Origin of the sequence: Streptomyces sp. NPDC048057, from assembly GCF_040653095.1 — a bacterium.
Classification (GTDB): Bacteria; Actinomycetota; Actinomycetes; order Streptomycetales; family Streptomycetaceae; genus Streptomyces.
In genome coordinates this window covers 241,253-260,932 of record NZ_JBEZNF010000008.1, presented here as the reverse complement: position 1 = coordinate 260,932, position 19,680 = coordinate 241,253, and the positions used below count along the sequence as shown (strand labels likewise).

Genomic DNA, 19,680 nt, shown 5'->3' with positions numbered 1-19,680 from the left:
GAAACCGCCCGCGTATGCCGACTTGGCGGGTCTCTTTACCCGATCTCCGCACGTATGACCGATGATCGCCGCTCTGACCTGCGGCGCAGCGGATCGGAGCGGGTCGAGGTCATGGCGAGGAGCCCGTATTGTCACTCTGTGTATCACGCTGCGTGACTCCGGGCAATGACTGTCGTTGTTCCACCTTTGGGGCGCTCCTCACGTTTCGGACGGGCGGTGTCCGCTTTGGTTGCCGTGCTGGCGCACGGTCATGTGGTGAACGGGCCGGGGGCGGTACGGGTGCCCGGGGGTGCAGCGGTGCCCATGGTCGCGCCGCCCCGGTGGCCGGGACAGGGCGCACGGGGAGCGCAGGGTGGGAGGCGGCGGGCGGGCGCCGCCGGACGGGAGCGGGGCGAGGTGGTCGGCGTGCGAAGGCGCGCTTCCCCGGCCGCCTCCTGAAAGCCCGGCCGCCGACCTACACTGGCGCGGAGCGTACTCCGGTGGCGGGAAGGGCGGTTGACGGTGCGTAAGGCATGGGTTGTCGCGGGCCTCTCCATCGGGGTGTGCATGGCCTTCCTCGCGCTGCTCTTCGTCGGCACCTTCACCATCGCGGGCGGGGCCTTCGGGGCCGGCGCCGGAGCGCAGGGCAAGTCCGTCGCCCTCGCGAAGGGCGCCGTCCCGGCGCGGTACCAGGCCCTGGTGCAGAAGTGGGGCAACCTGTGCCCCGCGATCAATCCGGCGCTGCTGGCCGCGCAGCTGTACCAGGAGAGCGGGTGGAACCCCCGGGCGCAGAGCCACGCGGCGGCCCAGGGCATCGCCCAGTTCATCCCGGGCACGTGGGCGGCGCACGGCATGGACGGCGACGGGGACGGGGACCGGGACGTCTGGGACCCGGCCGACGCGATCCCGTCCGCCGCTTCGTACGACTGCAAGCTGGCCGGGTACGTGAAGAAGGCGCCCGGCGACCCGACGGCGAACATGCTCGCCGCGTACAACGCGGGCGCGTACGCCGTCATCAAGTATGGCGGGGTGCCGCCGTACAAGGAGACCCAGCACTACGTCAAGATCATCCGCACCTTGGAGAAGAGCTTCGCGAAGCCGGTCGGGCGGGTGGATCCGTCCCGGCAGGCCGCGGGGGCGATCAACTTCGCGCAGCAGAAGCTCGGCACCAAGTACCTGTGGGGCGGCAACGGCACGCCCGAGCAAGACGGGCGGTTCGACTGCTCGGGGCTGACCCAGGCGGCGTACCGGACGGTGGACATCGAGCTGCCGCGGGTGGCGAACGACCAGTACAACGCCGGTCCGCACCCCTCGCGGGACGAACTGCTCCCGGGCGACCTGGTGTTCTTCTCGGACGACTTGACCAATTCGCGTGCCATCCGGCACGTGGGGCTCTACGTCGGTGGCGGGTACATGATCAATGCACCGCGACCGGGGGCCGTGATCCGCTTCGACAAGATCGACACTCCGGACTACTTCGGGGCCACCCGGGTCACCGAGGAGGGCGCGAAAGCGCTGCCCAAGCACCCACCGGCGGCCTGACGGCCTGACGGGGCGTCCGCCGTGGCCGGAAGTCGCCCGAGGGGCACGGTCCTGAGCTGCGGCGATCTATCTCTCTTCGGTAACGTCATGGTGATCGTTCGGTGGAGAGTGGAACGCGGGCGGCCGGTCGACCGTTCCCTGGGAACGGAGGCACCGCAAAAGACGGTGCAGGATCCGCGACGGACGTGCGACCGTCACCACACGCTGATCACGGGGGTGCAGGGCGAGCGGCGCGCGCGGGCGCGCCGCCGTTCAGGACACAGGGCAATTCAAGGCCGGTAGAAGGCCGAGACAAGGCAAGGGGCCGCATCAGATGGCTGGACTCGCCCCGGGGTTCTCCCCGGCGGAGTCGGAGGTGGGTTTCTCCCTCGCGGAGTCGAGTGGGGCCTCGGGGCCCGACGTCGACCTGCTCCACGGCATCAACGACCTCGCGAAGGCCGCTCCGCCGTGGTTCGACCGGATCATGGGCTTCGTCGGCGAGTTCGGCATCATGTTCGGGCTCGTCGCCCTCGGCTTCTGGGCCTGGTGGCTGCTGCGCTCCCGCGGCACGGTCGAGGACTCGATCTCGGGCGCCGCCGCGGTGGTGTGGGCGCCGCTGGCCGCCGCGGTCGCCCTGGTGATCAACATCCCCATCCGCGAGTTGGTGGAGCGACCACGGCCGTTCGTGAACGACAAGTCCCTCGAAGTCCTCGTCGAGGGCAAGACGGACTTCTCCTTCGTCAGCGACCACTCGACGATGGCGATGGCCATCGCCGTCGGCATCTTCCTCGCCCACCGCAAGCTCGGCTTCGTCGCGCTCGGGCTCGGCTTCCTGGAGGGCTTCCTCCGGATCTACATGGGCGTGCACTACCCGACCGACGTGATCGGCGGCTTCGCGCTCGGCACGGCGGTCACCCTGCTCCTCGCGCCCCTCGCGCAGCTCCTGCTGACGCCGGTGACGCGGGCGATCGCCGGGTCGAACAAGGCGGGCTGGATGGTGCGCTCCAAGAAGGCGGCGGCCGGCTCGGACGGCCGACGCCAGGCGGAGCCGCTCGGCATCCCGGAGCCCCGGACGGACGGCCCGCGCGACAAGGGCCTCGCGGCGTAGCCGCCTGCGGCGGGCTCGGCCGGGGCGCCTCGGGGTGCCCCCGCAATGCCCCGCCCGGCTGGCCGGGGCTGGCACCGCGCCTCTTCTCTGTGGCCTCCCCGGGAGGGCCGTCGCCCTGCCTTCGCGGGCACGGGAGCGCCGTGAGGCGCGTGCGGTGACGGCGCCTGCGGCAGGTGCGTGGCCGGTGAGGCTGCAGCGAAGCTGCCGCTGCCCTCGGGTGGCGCGGTTTCGCCGTGCGGCGGGCCGTGCCGTCGCGTCTGCAGGCCGTCTGTGGCTGTTCGCGCAGTTCCCCGCGCCCCTGATGTGCTTCCCCCGTCGTTTGCCTGCGGGCTGGGGGCGGGGGCTTTTAGGGGCGCGGGGAACTGCGCGAACAGCCCACCACCGGGCCGCGGAGACCAACGCTCCCGCAGGGGAACGGCGGCTACGTCCAGAGGCCCAGAAAATCAGCGGCGGTTGCGGTGGCGGCGGATGATGTAGACCGCGCCGGCCGCGCCGAGGATCCCCGTCGCGCCGACCGAGAGCGAGCTCTCTATCGGACCCTCCGGCTTGGACGCGAGCGGCGCCGTGGCGTCGCCGCGGTCGGCGGGCGGCCGGCGCTCGACCGCGGTGGCGGTGCCGGTCAGCAGGGGAAGGGCGAGCGCGGTGGAGGCGGCGGCGATGGCTATTCGACCGGCCGTGGCCAGGGGTGCGGGCATGGGGCGTCCTTAGAACGACGTGACGGTACGAGGGAGCGGGACGGACCGGGGGTACGGGGCGTGAACGGCCCCGTCATCCAGATGTCCCCGTAATCCAGAGCACCCGCCCCCGCCCCGCCCGGCCATCCAGCCGCGCCCGTCCGGGCGATGGAGCGCCGTCCGCGCCCCCGGTCAGAGCGACTGGGGGTGGGCGAAGACGCCCTCGGGGTCGTACTCCTTGCGCAACCGCCCCAACCGGTCCGCCGCCGGACCGTAGTACGCCGTGCGCCAGCCGGTCAGCGCCGCGTCGGCATAGTTCTGGTACGCCGCCCCGGAGACGTGCCGTCGCATCGCGCCGTGGGCGTCCCGCAGCCAGGAGCGTTCGGCGGTGCCCGCCGTCCCCGGCGCCCACGAGGCGAGGTACTGCACCACCACCCGCGAACGCCGGTGGACGAAGGCCGTGGCCAGCGGATCCACCCGGTTGACCGCGCCGCCGAGCGCCGTCAGCTGGATCGACCCCTCGCCGCGCCCCGCCGGGAGCCGGGTGAACCGCTCGGTCCGCGCGACCAGTTCCCGTACCGCCGCGGTCGACACCGCGCGGTCGAAGAAGTCGGAGGCGGCGGCGTACGTCTCACGGCCGAGCGCGCCCGCCCGGCTGCGGCCCGGCACCGCCCCCGGCAGCGCGCACTCCTCCGCGCTGCGGGTGGAGCAGCCCGCGTACCCGAGCATCGCGGCGAGGTGCGGTCGGGTGCGCAGCGACACGGACGACGCGCTGGAGCCCGCGGCGTCGGCGAGCCGGTCGACCGCGTTGCGCACGACGTCCTCCGTCCCGAAGGAGCACACCGCCACCGACAGCCGCGGCGCCGCCCCGCCCGAACTGCCCGCCGTCAGGTGCGCCGAGGACCACGTCTCGTCCGGCTGGTCGGGTCCCCAGCGCTGCCAGGCCGTCAGCACGGCCGCCGCCGAGCGCCACGGCCAGCTGAGCAGGGCGACGACGAGCGGCGGCGCCGGATGCGTACGGAACCGCAGCTCCGTCACGACGCCGAAGGAGCCGTGGCCCGCGCCGCGCAGCGCCCAGAAGAGGTCCGCGTCCCGGTCGGTGCCGGTCCGCCGCACCTGCCCGTCGGCGGTGACGACCGTGGCCCCGGTGAGGCTGTCGCAGGTCAGCCCGTACGCCCGGGAGGTCACCCCGTGCCCGCCGCCGAGGGCGAGCCCGGCCACGCCGACGGACGCGCAGGAGCCGGCGGGCAGGGTGCGGCCCCGGGCGCCCAGCGTGCGGTAGACGGAGACGAGCCGTGCGCCGGCGCCGATCGTCGCGGTGTCGGAGCCTGCGACGGTGATGCGGTCCAGCGATGAGACGTCGATGACGAGCCGGCCGTTGCCCGAGGAGTGGCCGGCGTAGGAGTGGCCGCCGCTGCGGACGGAGACGGGGACGCGGTGGGTACGGGCGTAGCGCAGGCACTCCTGGACGTCGGCGGGGCCGGACACGTACGCGACGGCCGCGGGCCGCAGGGAGTCGAAGCGGGTGTTGTAGAGCTGGCGCGCGGTCGGGTAGTCGGCGTCGTCGGGGAGTACCAGCCGGCCGTCGAGGCCGCGGCCGAGCGCCCGCAGGTCGCGGGCGGGGGACGGGGAGGGGCGGGAGCCCTGAGGCGGGGACGGGGACGCGCGGGGCGACGGCACGGCGGTCGCGGGGGTGGACCCCGACGGGGGCGCGCCGGCGCCGGCGCGCTCCTTGGTGCAGGCGGCGGTCGTCGCGAGGGCGACCGCGGTCGTGAGCAGCGCACGCCGATCCATCGGACCTCCTGGGCGTCCCGGGCGTTCTGGTGGTGCTCTTCGTGACCAGACGCACCGAGGGCGCCGTGAGGTTTCGCGGTCCGGCCACGGGCGTCTGGCCGGACGTCTTCCGGCCGGACGTCTTCCGGCCGGAGGTGTTCCGGGCCGGAGCGTCCGGGCGGAAGCCGTCGATCCGGATGTCAGGCGGTGAGCTGGGCTGCGGCGTGCGCGGTGGCGTCCGTACGGGCCCGTTCCCGCGAGCGGCGGGCCGGCCCGCTCCAACCGCAGTCGCAGCGGGCGAGCGCGAAGGAGCCGCGTTCCGTCGTCGTGGTGCGGTGGGGGGACGTGGAGGTGGGGGCGGGGCCGTCTTCCGTGGGGGCATGCGGTGGCACGGTTCCACCGTACTGGCCGCCGGCGCCCGGCAGACAGGGGAGTGCCGGTGGCGCCGCCGGCGTGACGGCGGCCCCGCGCGGTCGTTAGGGAGGACGGGTGGAGGTCTCTCGCAAACGAACGTGTCGAATCAGCGATCAGCGGTTCCGGTGTTGGTTGGGGGTCACAGACCATGGTGGAGCAGCGGCAGGGGCGCAAGGGCGGGGCGGTCGTCGTCTCCGCGGTCGTCTTGGGAGCGTTCGCCGTCACCGGCTGCGCGGGCGGCGGCGGTGCTTCGGGCCAGGCCGTGGCGGACGACAGGCCCAGCTCGCGCACGGTCAGCGACGACGCGGTGCTCGGCGCCGCCGACGCCCTCGTCGCGGCGGGCAGCGCCCGGGCGCGCACCTCGATGGAGACGGCGTCCGGCGGCACCCGGGTCACGATCCAGGGCGAGGGCGGCTACGACTTCCGCCGGTTGGTGGGACAGCTCACGGTGGTGTTGCCCAAGGACCCGGCCGGCACGGAGGAGCACCGCCCGGTCACCGAGCTGATGACCCCGGACGCGCTCTACATGAAGAACCGCGGTGCGGGGGTCCCCGCCGACAAGTGGGTGCGGATCGACACCGCGACCCTCCAGGACGGGAACCTGGTCACGGGCGGTGCGACGGATCCGCTGGCGGCGGCGGAGCTGCTGCGGGGCGCGCGCGAGGTGTCGTACGTGGGCAGCGAGCGCATCGAGGGCGTGTCGGTGCGGCACTTCCGGGGGCGTACGGACATCGCGGAGGCGGCGCGGGCGGCCAGGTCGCCGGTGCGCACGGCGCTGGAGGCGGCGGCGAAAGGGTTCACCACGGTGACCGTGCCGTTCGACGCGTACGTGGACGAGGAGGGGCGGCTGCGGAAGGTGAAGCACCGCTTCAGCTTCAGCAACGGCAGGACGACGGTGGCCGTGACGTCGACCACCGTGCTGTTCGACTTCGGCGCGCCGGTGGCCGTGCGGCTGCCCGACCAACGGGACATTTATGCGGGAAGAATCAGGGCCTAAATGGTCCGGACGTGCCATGCGCGGTCCGTGCATCGCTCCCTACGCTAGGAAGTCGACACCGGAGGAAGAGGTGAATGCACGTGGCTCCGCCCAGTACGACGTTGGTCCAGGACCACGTGGCCCTCGCCGAGATCGACCTGTGTGGTGAGTTGATCATCGCGGCGTCCGCCGCGGACGGGGAGCGGCTGAGCCCGGCCCGTATCGACGAGGTGCTGAAGGTCGCCACCGAGCGGGCGGCGCTCGGCCGACAGGACTGACGGCGACCGGAACTGACGACCGGAACGGCTGATGGGCGGGGACGCACTGCGTCCCCGCCCATCGGTGCGTGCGGGCCCCGCCGGTGCGGGCCCCTTCCGTGCGTACGGCCCCGTCGGTCCGGGCGTACGGAGGCGTCAGGTGCGCATCATCCGCGCGATCGCCTTGGTGGCCTCCTCGACCTTCGCCTCGATCTCGTCGCCCCCCTTGACCGCCGCGTCGGCGACGCAGTGGCGCAGGTGCTCCTCAAGGAGCTGGAGGGCGAAGGACTGGAGGGCCTTCGTGGACGCCGAGACCTGGGTGAGTATGTCGATGCAGTAGACGTCCTCGTCGACCATGCGCTGGAGGCCGCGGATCTGGCCCTCGATCCGGCGCAGCCGCTTGAGGTGCTCGTCCTTCTGCTTGTGGTAGCCGTGGATGCCGCGGTCGTGGTCGGTGACCGGGGCGTCGGCGGCAAGGGTCTCGGTGACCGGGGGGCCGGCCGCCTCGGTGGTCGTCATCGGGTCCTCCCGTTGTCCTGGCGTGCTTCGTGTGCTGCTGCTGCGGGTGCGGGCTGGTGTGTGGTGTCTCCGACTGTTCCGTCGGATGCGCCGCATACGTCGCCCGCATCGGGGTTCGTATACCCCTCATGGGTATATGGTACCGGGTTGTGCGTGATCACGGAGGAAAGCGTTTCACGAGCCGCCGGCCCGGCGTGCGGCTTCGTGACCTGCTCGGTGGAGTGCTTCGGGGGTCGATGGGGAAGGTGCCACGGGGGGCCGTGCCGGTCGGGGCCGCCCATCGGCGACACTGAAGAACGCCGGTTGGCCGCGGCCGGATGAATGCGCCTAGCATCAGCCTGTCCGAATCCAGCGCACCACAGGGACCTCACGTGCGATTTCGTCTGACCCCACGGGAGACGAGCTTCTACGACATGTTCGCGGCCTCCGCGGACAACATCGTGACGGGCTCCAAGCTCCTGATGGAACTGCTCGGGGCCGACGCTTCCTCCCGGAGTGAGATCGCGGAGCGGATGCGGGCCGCGGAACACGCGGGTGACGACGCCACCCATGCCATCTTCCACCAGCTCAACTCCTCCTTCATCACGCCGTTCGACCGTGAGGACATCTACGCCCTCGCATCGTCCCTCGACGACATCATGGACTTCATGGAGGAGGCCGTCGACCTGGTCGTCCTCTATCAGGTCGAGGAACTCCCCAAGGGCGTCGAGCAGCAGATCGAGGTGCTGGCCCGGGCCGCCGAACTGACGGCCGAGGCGATGCCGCACCTGCGGACCATGGAGAACCTCACCGAGTACTGGATCGAGGTCAACCGGCTGGAGAACCAGGCGGACCAGATCCACCGCAAGCTCCTGGCCACGCTCTTCAACGGCAAGTACGACGCCATCGAGGTGCTGAAGCTGAAGCAGATCGTGGACGTCCTGGAGGAGGCGGCGGACGCCTTCGAGCACGTCGCGAACACCGTGGAGACCATCGCGGTCAAGGAGTCCTGAGCTCCGTGGACACCTTCGCGCTGGTCGTGACGATCGCCGTCGCGCTCGGCTTCACCTACACCAACGGCTTCCACGACTCCGCGAACGCCATCGCGACCTCCGTCTCCACGCGCGCGCTGACCCCGCGCGTCGCGCTGGTGATGGCCGCGCTGATGAACCTCGCGGGGGCGTTCCTCGGGCAGGGCGTGGCCAAGACCGTCAGCGAGGGGCTGATCGAGACCCCGCAGGGCAGCAAGGGGATGGGCATCCTCTTCGCCGCCCTCCTCGGCGCCATTGTGTGGAACCTCGTCACCTGGTACTTCGGGCTGCCGTCGTCGTCCTCGCACGCCTTGTTCGGCGGCATGGTCGGGGCGGCCCTCGCCGGTGGCACGGAGGTGATCTGGTCCGGTGTGCTGGAGAAGATCGTCATCCCGATGTTCGTCTCTCCGCTGGTCGGGCTGGTGGTGGGGTACCTGGTGATGGTCGCCATCCTGTGGATCTTCCGCCGGGCGAACCCGAACAAGGCCCGGCGCGGTTTCCGGATCGCCCAGACCGTCTCCGCCGCGGCGATGGCCCTCGGGCACGGCCTCCAGGACGCCCAGAAGACGATGGGCATCGTGGTGATGGCGCTGGTCATCGCGGACGTCCAGCAGTCCGGCGACGAGATCCCGGTCTGGGTCAAGATCGCCTGTGCGGTGATGCTGTCGCTGGGCACGTACGCCGGTGGCTGGCGGATCATGCGGACGCTGGGGCGCAAGATCATCGAGCTGGACCCGCCGCAGGGCTTCGCCGCGGAGACGACGGGCGCCTCGATCATGTTCGGATCGGCGTTCCTCTTCCACGCGCCGATCTCCACGACGCACGTCATCACCTCGGCGATCATGGGCGCGGGCGCCACGAAGCGGGTGAACGCGGTGCGCTGGGGCGTTGCCAAGAACATCGTCATGGGGTGGTTCATCACCATGCCGGCCGCGGCGGCGGTCGCCGCGCTGAGCTACGGCGTGGTGTGGCTGGTGTTCGGCTGAGGCGGAGCCCGGAGCCCCGGGGCTGGGGCCTGGCGCGCGCGGAGGCGTACGTACGGGCGTACGGGCCTGGCCGGGGCGTACAGGCCGGGGCGTACGACATTCCGGGGACGCGTGCGAGGCGCGCAACCGGCGCGTACGGATCGAGCCACGCCCCCTGAAGACGCAAGTGGGCCCGCCCCCGGGAAGGAAGTGGGGGCGGGCCCTTCGTCGTGCGGTGGCACCGCCATGCAGCACCGCAGGACGGCTGGAGCGGCTGGCGCGCACGGCCCCGCGGATGCGTCGACCGCGTCCGCGGGCCCCACGCGCCGGGGCAGCCGGAGCTTGCCCGGGCCGGGGCCGGCTCAGCCGAAGCGGCCGGAGATGTAGTCCTCGGTGGCCTGGACGGACGGGTTGGCGAAGATCCGCTCCGTGTCGTCGATCTCGATCAGCTTGCCGGGCTGGCCCACGGCCGCCAGGTTGAAGAAGGCGGTGCGGTCGGAGACCCGGGCCGCCTGCTGCATGTTGTGGGTGACGATGACGATGGTGAAACGCTCCTTCAGCTCCCCGATCAGGTCCTCGATCGCGAGGGTCGAGATCGGGTCCAGCGCCGAGCAGGGCTCGTCCATCAGCAGCACCTCGGGCTCGACCGCGATGGCGCGGGCGATGCACAGCCGCTGCTGCTGACCGCCGGAGAGGCCGGAGCCCGGCTTGTTGAGCCGGTCCTTGACCTCGTTCCAGAGGTTCGCGCCCCGCAGCGACTTCTCCACCACGTCCGCGAGCTGGTTCTTCTTGTACGAGCCGTTCAGGCGCAGCCCCGCCGCGACGTTGTCGAAGATCGACATGGTCGGGAACGGGTTCGGGCGCTGGAAGACCATGCCGACCGTGCGGCGCACGGCGACCGGGTCCACGGAGGAGGCGTACAGGTTCTCGTCGTCGAGCATCACCTTGCCCTCGACCCGGCCGCCGGGGGTGACCTCGTGCATCCGGTTGAGGGTGCGCAGGAACGTCGACTTGCCGCAGCCGGAGGGGCCGATGAAGGCCGTCACCGAGCGGGGCTCCACGGTCATCGAGATGTCCTCGATCGCCTTGTGGGAGCCGTAGTAGGCGGTCAGTCCGCTGACGTCGATTCGCTTGGCCATGAGTTCAGTTCACTTCCCAGTTGCCGCGCGTCAGCGGCCGGTCTTCGGGGCCTTCCAGCGGGCGATGCCGCGGGCCACCAGGTTGAGGATCATGACGAAGGCGATCAGGACCAGGGCGGCGGCCCAGGCGCGGTCGTACGACGCCTCGCTGCCGACCCGGTACTGCTCCCAGATGTAGAACGGGAGCGAGGACTGGGCCCCTTCGAACGGGTTGGTGTTGATCAGCTGGCTGCCGAAGACCAGCAGCATGATCGGGGCGGTCTCGCCGGCGATGCGGGCCACCGCGAGCATCACGCCGGTGGTGATGCCGCCGAGCGCGGTCGGGATGACCACCTTCACGATGGTGCGCCACTTCGGGACGCCGAGGGCCAGGGACGCCTCGCGCAGCTCGTTCGGCACGAGCTTCAGCATCTCCTCCGTGGAGCGGACGACGACCGGGATCATCAGGATCGCCAGCGCCAGCGCGCCCATCAGGCCGGACGGGCTCAGCTCGAACATCAGCATGATGGAGAGGAGGAAGAGGCCGGCGACGATCGACGGGATGCCCGTCATGACGTCGACGAAGAACGTCACGGCCTTGGCGAGCGCGCCCTTGCCGTACTCGACCAGGTAGATCGCGGTCAGCAGGCCGATCGGCACCGAGATGAGGGTGGCGAGGCCGACCTGCTGGAGGGTGCCGACGATGGCGTGGTACACGCCGCCGCCCGCCTCGAAGCCGGGCACGCCGGCCATGGAGTGGGTCAGGAAGTACCCGTCGAGGACCTTCACGCCCCGGCTGACCGTCACCCAGATCAGGGAGAACAGCGGGATGACGGCGAGGATGAAGCAGACCCAGACGACGCTGGTCGCCAGCTTGTCCTTGGCCTGTCGCTTGTTCTCCACCACGGAGGTCGCCACGTAGGAGATGGCCACGAAGAAGAGCGCGGAGAGCAGACCCCACTGGATCTTGCTGTGCCAGCCGGCGACCGCGCCGAGGCCGCAGCCCAGGACGATGCCGGCGACGGCGAAGCCGGCCGGGGCCCAGCGGGGGAGCGACCGTCCGGTGAGGCGGGCCGGGGCGATCGCGGTGGCGGGCGCCGGCGTGCTGTCGTGCAGTGCTGTCTGGCTCATGCGTTGGCCCCCGAGTACTCCTTGCGGCGGGCGATGATCATGCGGGCCCCGCCGTTGACCAGCAGGGTGAGGATGAAGAGGACGAGACCGGAGGCGATCAGGGCGTCCCGACCGAGTTCGTTGGCCTCGTCGAACTTCGCGGCGATGTTCTGGGCGAAGGTGCCGCCGCCGGGGTTGAGCAGGTGCCCGGAGATGATGAAGCTCGGCGACAGCACGGTCGCCACCGCCATCGTCTCGCCGAGCGCCCGGCCGAGGCCCAGCATCGAGGCCGAGATCACGCCGGAGCGGCCGAAGGGCAGCACCGACATCCGGATGACCTCCCAGCGGGTGGCTCCGAGCGCCAGTGCGGCCTCCTCGTGCATCTTCGGGACCTGGAGGAAGACCTCGCGGCTGACGCTGGTCACGATCGGCAGGATCATGATCGCGAGCAGGATGCCCACGGTGAACAGCGAGCGGGCGACGCCGATCTCGGTCTTCTCGAAGACGTACGTCCAACCGAAGTACGCGTCCAGCCAGAGGTTGAGCCCCTCCAGGTACGGCACCAGGAAGAGCGCGCCCCAGATGCCGTAGATGATCGACGGCACGGCGGCGAGCAGGTCGACGACGTACGCGAGGGGCGCGGCGAGCTTGCGGGGCGCGTAGTGCGAGATGAAGAGCGCGATGCCGACGGCGATCGGGACCGCGATCACCATCGCGACGATCGAGCTGACGACCGTGCCGAAGAGCAGCACCGCGATGCCGAACACCGGCGGGTTGCCCGCGGGGTTCCAGTCGAACGTGGTGAGGAAGTTGCCCTCGTTCTCGGAGAGCGCGATGGCGGCGCGGTAGGTGAGGAACGCCGCGATCGACGCCATGATCACCAGGAGCAGGATGCCCGAGCCGCGGGACAGGGCGAGGAACACCTTGTCGCCGGCGCGCCCGGTCGATGAGCTCTTCGCGGCGAGGGAGCCGGCGGGGCCGGTGCCGGACGGGCCGGCATGGCCGGGGGGCAGGGGGTCCTGGGGTTCTATGGGTGTCGTGGAAGCCATGGTCTTTCCGGTCTGTGTGGGGGAGCGGGCTCCCCTGGCGGCGGTGCACCGGATGGGCGGACGGGTGCGGAGGCGGACACGGAGCGGGTGGGGGCGGACGGTGGGTGGGGGGCGTCGTACGGGCGGGGCTCCGTCGGCCGGCGCGGGTGCGGGGCTTCGTGGCGGCCCGGCGGGCGCGGACAGGCGGAGGGTGGTCGAGCCCTCCCCCCGCCTGCGCTCTCTCGTTGTGGTCCTGCGCGGTCCTGCCCGGCCGGCGGGTCCGCGGCGTCCGGCCTACGGCCCGTCGGTCCGGGTCAGTTCAGGCCGGCGACGGTCTCGCGGACCTTCGCGTTGATCTCGGCCGGGATGGGGGCGTAGCCCGCGTTCGACAGGACCTTCTGGCCCTCCTCGCTCGCGGTGTACGTCAGGAAGGACTTGACCGTGCTGAGGGTCTCGGGCTTGTTGCCGGTGTCGCAGACGACCTCGTACGTGACCAGGATGATCGGGTAGGCGCCGTCGGCCTTGGTGGCGTAGTCCAGCTCCAGGGCGAGGTCCTTGCCGGTGCCCTTGACCTTGGCGGCGGCGATGGCCTTGGAGGCGTTCTCCGAGGTGGCCTTGACGGGGGCCGCGGCGCCCGTCGAGATGTCGACCGTCGGGATGGACTGCGAGGTGGCGTACGAGAGCTCGAAGTAGCCGATCGCGCCGTCGACCTGCTTGACCTGGGCCGCGACGCCGGAGGAGCCGGAGGCGGCCTGGCCGCCGGGCGCGGGCCACTTCTTCTCGGCCTCGTACGGCCAGTCGGCCTTGGCGGTGGCGCCCAGGTACTTGCCGAGGTTCTGGGTGGTGCCGGAGTCCTCGGAGCGGTGGAACGCCTGGATCGCCTTGTCCGGCAGCGACTTGCCCTCGTTGAGCTTGACGATCGCCGGGTCGTTCCACTTGGTGATCTTGCCGTTGAAGATCTTGGCGACGGCGGAGGCGTCCAGGGTCAGGTCGTCGACGCCGGGCAGGTTGTAGCCGATCGCGATCGGGCCGCCGACCATGGGCAGGTTGATGCCCTGGCCGTCCTTGCACATCTTCTTGGACTCGGCGACCTCTTCGGGCTTGAGCGCCGAGTCGGAGCCGGCGAAGCCGACGGTGCCCTGGTTGAAGGCGACGATGCCCTCGCCGGAGGAGGAGGACTTGTAGTTGATCTCCACGCCGGAGCAGGCGGCCATGTAGTTCTTCACCCACAGGTCCATGGCGTTCTTCTGCGCGCTGGAACCGGAAGCGAGGAGCTTGCCCTTGGCGCCGTCGCACGAGATGTTCGACGCCGCGTTGCTCTTGCTGCCGCTGCCGCCCGTGCTGGCCGAGTTGTCGTCCGAACCACACGCCGTGAGGACCAGGGCACCGGTCACAGCGAGGGCACCGAGCGCGGTGGCGCGAAGCCCGTTCTTGCGCTGAAGCTTCACTTTCGGGTGTTTCCTTCCAGGAGCCGCCTGGACGCTGGCCGGGGCCGGGACGTTGGGCGGCGTGTGTCGGGGGATGGGGTTCCCGGCCCTGTGCCGGTCACCTCGTAGGGCCGAAATTAAGCAGATCAGGTGAAGTGCCCCAAGGTGGAGAGTGAACGGGAGGTGAACCGTGTCGGGCGGCTGGGTAATCGTGCCGAGCCACCTTGAAAGGGGGCGGTTCCCGCCTGTGGCCTGGGGTGTTGTCGGGCTACGGGTAAGTGCATGGTTCACGCGGTTCGTACGGGGCAGCGGGTGCCGGAGGTGTCACCGAGCGCAACCTAGCGCGCTGCGGGGGGTGTCGTGCCGGCCGTTACCCGTACGAGTGGCGGGCGTTCGGGCGAGGCGCTCGCACGTGTTGACGCGGCGTTTGGGTGGGGGCTGCGCGGGATGGTACGGCGCGGTGCGCGGGTGGGGGAGGGCCTGCGCGGTCAGGCGTGTACGGCGGAGGGCCTGCGGTCAGGCGTGTACGACGCACAGCAGGGCCGTGACCAGTTCCCGGTCCCGCTCCTGCGTGAGCTGCGCCCGGGCCTCGTCCGGGGTGAGCCAGACCAACAGGTCCACCTCGCGGTTGGGCGCGAAGGCGCCGCCCGTCGCCTCGGCGGCCCAGTAGCGCACCTCTTTGGGGCGTCCTTCGACCGGGTAGTACGCGGTCGGCAGCGCGGGGCCGAGTGCGCACGTCATCCCGGTCTCCTCCAGGACCTCCCGGCGTGCGCCGTCGTGCGGGGACTCACCGCGCTTGAGCTTGCCCTTGGGGTGCGACCAGTCGTCGTACTTGGGGCGGTGGACGACGCAGACCTCCAGGTCGTGGGCGGTGCCGCGGGGCGCGCGGCGCCACAGCACGCAGCCGGCGGCGAGGATCGGCGCGCTCCGGGCGGGGCCGTCGGCTCCGGTCACGGGAGCCGTGCCCGGAGTGCGACGGTGCCCGGCCAGACGTGCTGGAAGGCGAACCGCGCCGCTTCGACCTCGTGGCGCTGGTCGGCGTGGAGCACCCCGAGGGCGTACGCCGTGGCCGGGGAGATGCGCGGGGTGCGCGCTGCCGCCGCGGCGGCTTCGGCCGCCTCCGCCGCGTCGCGGTGCCGGTCGAGCAGCCGCCCGGCGCGGACGAGGACGTCCGCGGTGGGGTTCGGGCGCAGCGGCACCAGCACCTCCAGCGCGTAGCGGTGCAGCCGGAGCAGTCGGCGGACCTGGTGCCAGGGGGCGTCCTGGGCCTCCCCGGCGGGCGCCGGTGCCAGGCCGTACACCAGCGCGTCCGCGTTGTACGGGTGGCCGGCGCGGCTGAGGGGGAGCGTGGTCACCGCCTCCAGGAGCCGGCGCTCGGTCGTCTCGGCGGCGGGGAAGAGGGAGTCCTCGGCGCGGGCGGTGGCGACCGGTCCGAGGGGGAGTTCGGAGGCGAGTACGGCGACGGCGTCGGCGACGGCGTGGAAGCGGGCGGAGCCGAGGGCGTGCAGGGCGGCGGAGTGGGCGCGGGTCCTGGCCAGCGTCAACTGGCGCTCCAGGAGGGCGCCGGCGCGGGTGGCGCCGACGGTGAGGGCGCCGGTGCGGGACGCGGTGGCGGTCGTGGTCGTGGCCGCGGTCGTGGTCGCCGGGGGTTCGCCGTGGGCCGGCGGCTCGTCGTCGGGCGCGACCTCGTTGCGGGCGGCGGGGAGCGGGGCCGGGGCGGCGCCGGACAGCCGGGTGAGGGCGTCGAGGAGGCGGGTCAGCCGGGACGTGCAGGCGTGTTCCTGGGCGAGCGTGGTGGACAGCCACGCCAGTTCGGTGCGCAGCCCGTCCGCCCAGGTCGGGTCGAGGAGGGGGCGGAAGGTGTGCAGCGTGCCGCTGATGCGGCGGGACGCCGTCCGCAGCGAACGCGCGGCTTCGGCGACCGCCGCGGTGTCGGCGCCGCTCTCCTCGTACAGCCGCAGGCTGCGGAGGAAGTCGCCGGCACGGGTGTGCAGATAGACCGCGAGCACCTCGCCGGTGCTGCTCGGCGCGGTCGGGTCCCGGGGCTCCGCCGGGTCCTGCGTCTCCGGCACCGGCACCGGCCCGGGCGGCTCCGGCGTCGCGCTCGCGACGGGACCCGTGGTCGTCACGGGTCCCGTGGTCGTGGTGCGCGCCGGACCGCCGCGGGCCGACAGTTCAGGGTTGTGCACGCCTGCGCCTCCGGGCGTCGATGAGCATCTCCTGGACGTTCTGCAACGGCCGCCCGTCCGCGTCCGTCGAGTGCCGGGTCCAGGCGCCGTCCGGGCCCAGGTGCCAGGACGACGTGCTGTCGGACATCCCCGTCTCCAGCAGACGGGTCAGGGCCGCGCGGTGCGCCGGGTCGGTGACCCGGACCAGCGCCTCGATGCGGCGGTCGAGGTTGCGGTGCATCATGTCGGCGCTGCCGAACCAGACCTCGGGCTCGCCGCCGTTGCCGAAGGCGAAGACCCGGGAGTGCTCCAGGAAGCGCCCGAGGACGGAACGCACCCGGATGTTCTCTGACAGACCGGGCACACCGGGGCGCAGTGCGCAGATGCCCCGTACCCAGATGTCCACCGGCACGCCCGCCATCGCCGCGCGGTAGCAGGCGTCGACGATCGCCTCGTCGACCATCGAGTTGACCTTGATGCGGACGTACGCGGGCCGTCCGGCGCGGTGGTGCGCGGCCTCCTTGTTGATCCGTGAGACCAGCCCGTCGCGCAGCGACTTGGGGGCGACCAGGAGCCGGCGGTAGGTCTCGCGGCGGGAGTAGCCGGAGAGGCGGTTGAAGAGGTCGGAGAGGTCCGCGCCCACCTGCGGGTCGGCGGTGAGCAGGCCCAGGTCCTCGTAGAGCCGCGCGGTCTTGGGGTGGTAGTTGCCGGTGCCGACGTGCGAGTAGCGCCGCAGGATCTCGCCCTCCTGACGGACCACGAGCGAGAGCTTGCAGTGGGTCTTGAGGCCGACGAGTCCGTAGACGACGTGGCAGCCGGCCTCCTCCAGCTTCCGCGCCCACTTGATGTTGGCCTGCTCGTCGAAGCGGGCCTTGATCTCGACGAGGACCAGCACCTGCTTGCCCGACTCGGCCGCGTCGATCAGCGCGTCCACTATCGGCGAGTCGCCGGAGGTCCGGTACAGCGTCTGCTTGATGGCGAGCACGTCCGGGTCGGCGGCGGCCTGCTCCAGGAACGCCTGCACGGAGGTGGAGAAGCTGTCGTACGGGTGGTGCAGCAGCACGTCGCGCTCGCGCAGCGCCATGAAGATGTCGGGTGCGGACGCCGACTCGACCTCGGCGAGGTCACGGTGCGTGCCCGCGATGAACTTGGGGTACTTCAGCTCCGGCCGGTCCAGGGCCGCTATCCCGAACAGACCGGTGAGGTCCAGCGGGCCGGGGAGCGGATAGACCTCGGCGTCCGTGATCTTCAGCTCGCGCACCAGCAGGTCGAGCACGTACGGGTCGATGGACTCCTCGACCTCCAGTCGCACCGGAGGCCCGAAGCGCCGCCGCATCAGCTCCTTCTCCAGCGCCTGGAGCAGGTTCTCGGCGTCGTCCTCCTCGACCTCCAGGTCCTCGTTCCTGGTGACCCGGAACATGTGGTGCGCCAGCACCTCCATCCCCGGGAACAGCTCCTCCAGATGGGCCGCTATCACGTCTTCGAGGGGGACGTAGCGCTGCGGCGAGGCTTCGAGGAAGCGGGAGAGCAGCGGCGGCACCTTGACGCGGGCGAAGTGGCGGTGCCCGCTGACCGGGTTGCGCACCACCACGGCGAGGTTGAGGGAGAGGCCGGAGATGTACGGGAAGGGGTGCGCCGGGTCCACGGCCAGCGGCGTCAGCACGGGGAAGATCTGCTGGCGGAACAGGGTGAAGAGGCGGGCCTGCTCCTTCTCGGTCAGATCGGGCCAGCGGATGAGGTGGACGCCCTCTTCGGCGAGCGCGGGGGAGACGTCCTGCTGGTAGCAGGCGGCGTGCCGGGCCATGAGCTCGCGCGAACGGGTCCAGATCAGGTCCAGCACCTCGCGCGGCTGGAGGCCGGAGGCGGAGCGGGTGGCGACGCCGGTGGCGATGCGGCGCTTGAGGCCGGCGACGCGCACCATGAAGAACTCGTCGAGGTTCGAGGCGAAGATGGCCAGGAAGTTAGCCCGTTCGAGTAGCGGTGTGGCCGGGTCCTCGGCCAGCTCCAGCACCCGTTCGTTGAACGCGAGCCAACTGCGCTCCCGGTCCAGGAAACGGCCCTGGGGGAGTTCGGCGCCGTTGCCGCCGTGGTCCTCCTCGTAGCCGTCGAGATCCGCGTCGAGGTCGGGCTCCAGATCGGACACCGTGGCGGCCACGGTGTGCGGCCGGTGCGCCGCGATGGAACCGACGGACGGCTGGGGGTGCTGGACCGATGCCTCGGCAGGCTGCTGACTCATGAACCCATTCTTCCGCGTCTGGGGCGCGATGGGCGCGTCGGAGCGGGGTACGAGGGTTCGTACGGAATCCGCTCCTGAGCCCGATACGGGATCGGGTACGGCTGACTGCATTGAGTGATCGTCGCAGGGCAGTCTGAATGGCCGGTAACGACGACATGACGTCCGGGAATCGACGGCGGGACCGTGCGGGGCCCCACCGCCGACCTGTCACCCTCCTGCCCGGGTGCCGGGTGCCGGGTGCCGGGTGCCGGGTGTCCGTGGGCGCCCGGGTCCCGGGGTACAGGTCCCGGGGCTCGGGCTCCCGGGGTCAGGACTCGGTGCGGTACATCAGGTCCACCTCGTGCGTCTTGAAGCCCAGCCGCTCGTACACGGTGACCGCGGCGGTGTTGTCCGCGTCGACGTAGAGCATCCCCGTCGGCAGCCCCTGCGCGGCGAGGTGGCGCAGCCCGATCGCGGTGAGGGCCTTGCCCAGGCCGCCGCCCTGTGCGTCGGGGCGCACTCCGACGACGTAGACCTCGCCCAACTGCTCGGTGGCGTGCACCTTCGTCCAGTGGAAACCCACGACGACGCCTTCGCGCTCGGCCAGGAAGAACCCCTTGGGGTCGAACCAGGGCTCGGCCATGCGGTCGTCGAGGTCCCGCTGCGTGAGGGCCCCCTGCTCAGGGTGGTGGGCGAACGCGGCGGCGTTCACCGCGAGCCACGCGGCATCGTCCTCCCCGGGAACGAAGGTGCGCACGGTGACACCGGGCGGGAACACGGGCTCGGGGATGTCCAGCGGCGCCAGCGGACGCCGCATCTGCCGCAACTCCCGGAACAGCGTCAGCCCGAGGACCTGCGCCAGGTGCCGGGCGGCTGACTTCCCACCGTGCGCCCACACCCGCAGCCGCTTGCCCGACGCGGCGAGCAGCGCGCTGCCGAGCGCCCTGCCGTGCCCGCGCCCGCGGTGGCCGGGGTGGACGACCAGCTCCGCCGCGGGGGCCTCGACGGGGTCGGTGTCCTCCAGCTGCGCATAGCCGACCAGCTCCCCGCCGACGGTGAGCAGGAAGTGCCGGACGCCTTCGCGCGCTCCGCCGCGCAGCTGGAGCCGGCCCTGCTCGGAGACGGCCTGCGTCCCGTCCGCGGCTGCGGCCTCGGCGAGCACGGCGAGAACGGCGTCCGCCTGGTCGGGAGCCAGTGCGTCGAGGCTCTCGATCTGCCGGCCGGGCTCCGGAATCACTGCGTCAGTCGTCATGGTGGAAGCCTACGGCGGGGGCGTGGCCAGGCGGTGGGACAGGCGTGCACCCAGGTCCGGCGGGGCGTCCGCCGGTGTCGCCACCCGGTGCGCACGACGGCAGCGCGGTGATTTGCCGATTTCGCAAAGGAGGCTCGCGCGCCCGGGAGGCCGGTCGCATCATCGA

Annotated in this window: 18 protein-coding genes; 6 read left to right on the top strand and 12 right to left on the bottom strand. The window is 71.8% G+C overall.

What is annotated here, in order from left to right:
• Positions 1-501 precede the first annotated feature (501 nt).
• Together AB0E05_RS12045 and AB0E05_RS12040 are read left to right on the top strand one after the other, a co-directional pair.
• A complete protein-coding gene (locus tag AB0E05_RS12045; protein WP_361962028.1) occupies positions 502-1,521 on the top strand; it encodes a bifunctional lytic transglycosylase/C40 family peptidase in 1,020 nt (339 codons plus the stop codon).
• 313 nt (positions 1,522-1,834) lie between these two features.
• Positions 1,835-2,608, top strand: a complete 774-nt coding sequence (locus AB0E05_RS12040; protein ID WP_361962026.1) for a phosphatase PAP2 family protein — start codon at positions 1,835-1,837, stop codon at positions 2,606-2,608.
• A 443-nt stretch (positions 2,609-3,051) separates the two neighbouring features.
• Here the strand turns inward: AB0E05_RS12040 and AB0E05_RS12035 are convergent, their stop codons facing one another.
• The 3 genes from AB0E05_RS12035 to AB0E05_RS12025 all read right to left on the bottom strand — a co-directional run bounded on the left by AB0E05_RS12035 (position 3,052) and on the right by AB0E05_RS12025 (position 5,447).
• On the bottom strand, positions 3,052-3,303 hold the full coding sequence (locus tag AB0E05_RS12035) for a hypothetical protein (RefSeq protein ID WP_361962024.1): 252 nt from the start codon (positions 3,301-3,303) through the stop codon (positions 3,052-3,054).
• Positions 3,304-3,474: 171 nt separating this feature from the next.
• Positions 3,475-5,076, bottom strand: coding sequence for an FAD-binding oxidoreductase (locus AB0E05_RS12030; RefSeq protein WP_361962022.1), 1,602 nt, complete (start codon positions 5,074-5,076; stop codon positions 3,475-3,477).
• Positions 5,077-5,255: 179 nt separating this feature from the next.
• Complete coding sequence (locus AB0E05_RS12025; protein ID WP_361962020.1) at positions 5,256-5,447, bottom strand: hypothetical protein; 192 nt, start codon at positions 5,445-5,447, stop codon at positions 5,256-5,258.
• A 170-nt stretch (positions 5,448-5,617) separates the two neighbouring features.
• Between AB0E05_RS12025 and AB0E05_RS12020 the strand changes: the two genes are divergently transcribed.
• Both AB0E05_RS12020 and AB0E05_RS12015 read left to right on the top strand, forming a co-directional pair.
• Positions 5,618-6,466, top strand: coding sequence for a hypothetical protein (locus AB0E05_RS12020; RefSeq protein WP_361962018.1), 849 nt, complete (start codon positions 5,618-5,620; stop codon positions 6,464-6,466).
• Between the two features lie 74 nt (positions 6,467-6,540).
• Positions 6,541-6,723 (top strand): hypothetical protein, encoded by a 183-nt coding sequence (locus AB0E05_RS12015; protein ID WP_361962016.1) that lies wholly within the window; start codon positions 6,541-6,543, stop codon positions 6,721-6,723.
• 135 nt (positions 6,724-6,858) lie between these two features.
• On the opposite strand, the gene AB0E05_RS12010 is transcribed toward AB0E05_RS12015, so the two are convergent.
• Positions 6,859-7,221, bottom strand: coding sequence for a metal-sensitive transcriptional regulator (locus AB0E05_RS12010; RefSeq protein ID WP_361962014.1), 363 nt, complete (start codon positions 7,219-7,221; stop codon positions 6,859-6,861).
• Between the two features lie 371 nt (positions 7,222-7,592).
• Between AB0E05_RS12010 and AB0E05_RS12005 the strand changes: the two genes are divergently transcribed.
• The gene (locus tag AB0E05_RS12005) at positions 7,593-8,213 is read left to right on the top strand and encodes a DUF47 family protein (RefSeq protein ID WP_361536458.1); all 621 of its coding nucleotides are present in this window, start codon (positions 7,593-7,595) and stop codon (positions 8,211-8,213) included.
• Positions 8,214-8,218: 5 nt separating this feature from the next.
• Positions 8,219-9,217, top strand: coding sequence for an inorganic phosphate transporter (locus AB0E05_RS12000; RefSeq protein WP_361962011.1), 999 nt, complete (start codon positions 8,219-8,221; stop codon positions 9,215-9,217).
• A 341-nt stretch (positions 9,218-9,558) separates the two neighbouring features.
• Here the strand turns inward: AB0E05_RS12000 and pstB are convergent, their stop codons facing one another.
• The 8 genes from pstB to mshD all read right to left on the bottom strand — a co-directional run bounded on the left by pstB (position 9,559) and on the right by mshD (position 19,514).
• Positions 9,559-10,335 (bottom strand): phosphate ABC transporter ATP-binding protein PstB, encoded by a 777-nt coding sequence (gene pstB / locus AB0E05_RS11995; protein WP_361962009.1) that lies wholly within the window; start codon positions 10,333-10,335, stop codon positions 9,559-9,561.
• Positions 10,336-10,365: 30 nt separating this feature from the next.
• A complete protein-coding gene (gene pstA, locus AB0E05_RS11990) occupies positions 10,366-11,445 on the bottom strand; it encodes a phosphate ABC transporter permease PstA (protein WP_361962007.1) in 1,080 nt (359 codons plus the stop codon).
• Positions 11,442-12,473: a phosphate ABC transporter permease subunit PstC gene (gene pstC / locus AB0E05_RS11985; RefSeq protein ID WP_361962004.1), complete on the bottom strand. Its 1,032-nt coding sequence runs from the start codon at positions 12,471-12,473 to the stop codon at positions 11,442-11,444. Before pstC ends, pstA begins: the two co-directional genes overlap by 4 nt.
• 293 nt (positions 12,474-12,766) lie before the next feature.
• Positions 12,767-13,900 carry a phosphate ABC transporter substrate-binding protein PstS gene (gene pstS / locus AB0E05_RS11980; RefSeq protein WP_361962002.1) on the bottom strand — a complete coding sequence of 378 codons (1,134 nt, stop codon included), beginning with the start codon at positions 13,898-13,900 and terminating at the stop codon, positions 12,767-12,769.
• Between the two features lie 495 nt (positions 13,901-14,395).
• On the bottom strand, positions 14,396-14,833 hold the full coding sequence (locus tag AB0E05_RS11975; RefSeq protein ID WP_361962000.1) for an NUDIX hydrolase: 438 nt from the start codon (positions 14,831-14,833) through the stop codon (positions 14,396-14,398).
• A complete protein-coding gene (locus tag AB0E05_RS11970) occupies positions 14,830-15,951 on the bottom strand; it encodes a CHAD domain-containing protein (RefSeq protein ID WP_361962089.1) in 1,122 nt (373 codons plus the stop codon). The genes AB0E05_RS11975 and AB0E05_RS11970 overlap by 4 nt, the downstream gene beginning before the upstream one ends.
• 103 nt (positions 15,952-16,054) lie before the next feature.
• Positions 16,055-18,283 (bottom strand): RNA degradosome polyphosphate kinase, encoded by a 2,229-nt coding sequence (locus AB0E05_RS11965; RefSeq protein WP_361961998.1) that lies wholly within the window; start codon positions 18,281-18,283, stop codon positions 16,055-16,057.
• A 307-nt stretch (positions 18,284-18,590) separates the two neighbouring features.
• Positions 18,591-19,514 (bottom strand): mycothiol synthase, encoded by a 924-nt coding sequence (gene mshD / locus AB0E05_RS11960; RefSeq protein WP_361961996.1) that lies wholly within the window; start codon positions 19,512-19,514, stop codon positions 18,591-18,593.
• Positions 19,515-19,680 lie beyond the last annotated feature (166 nt).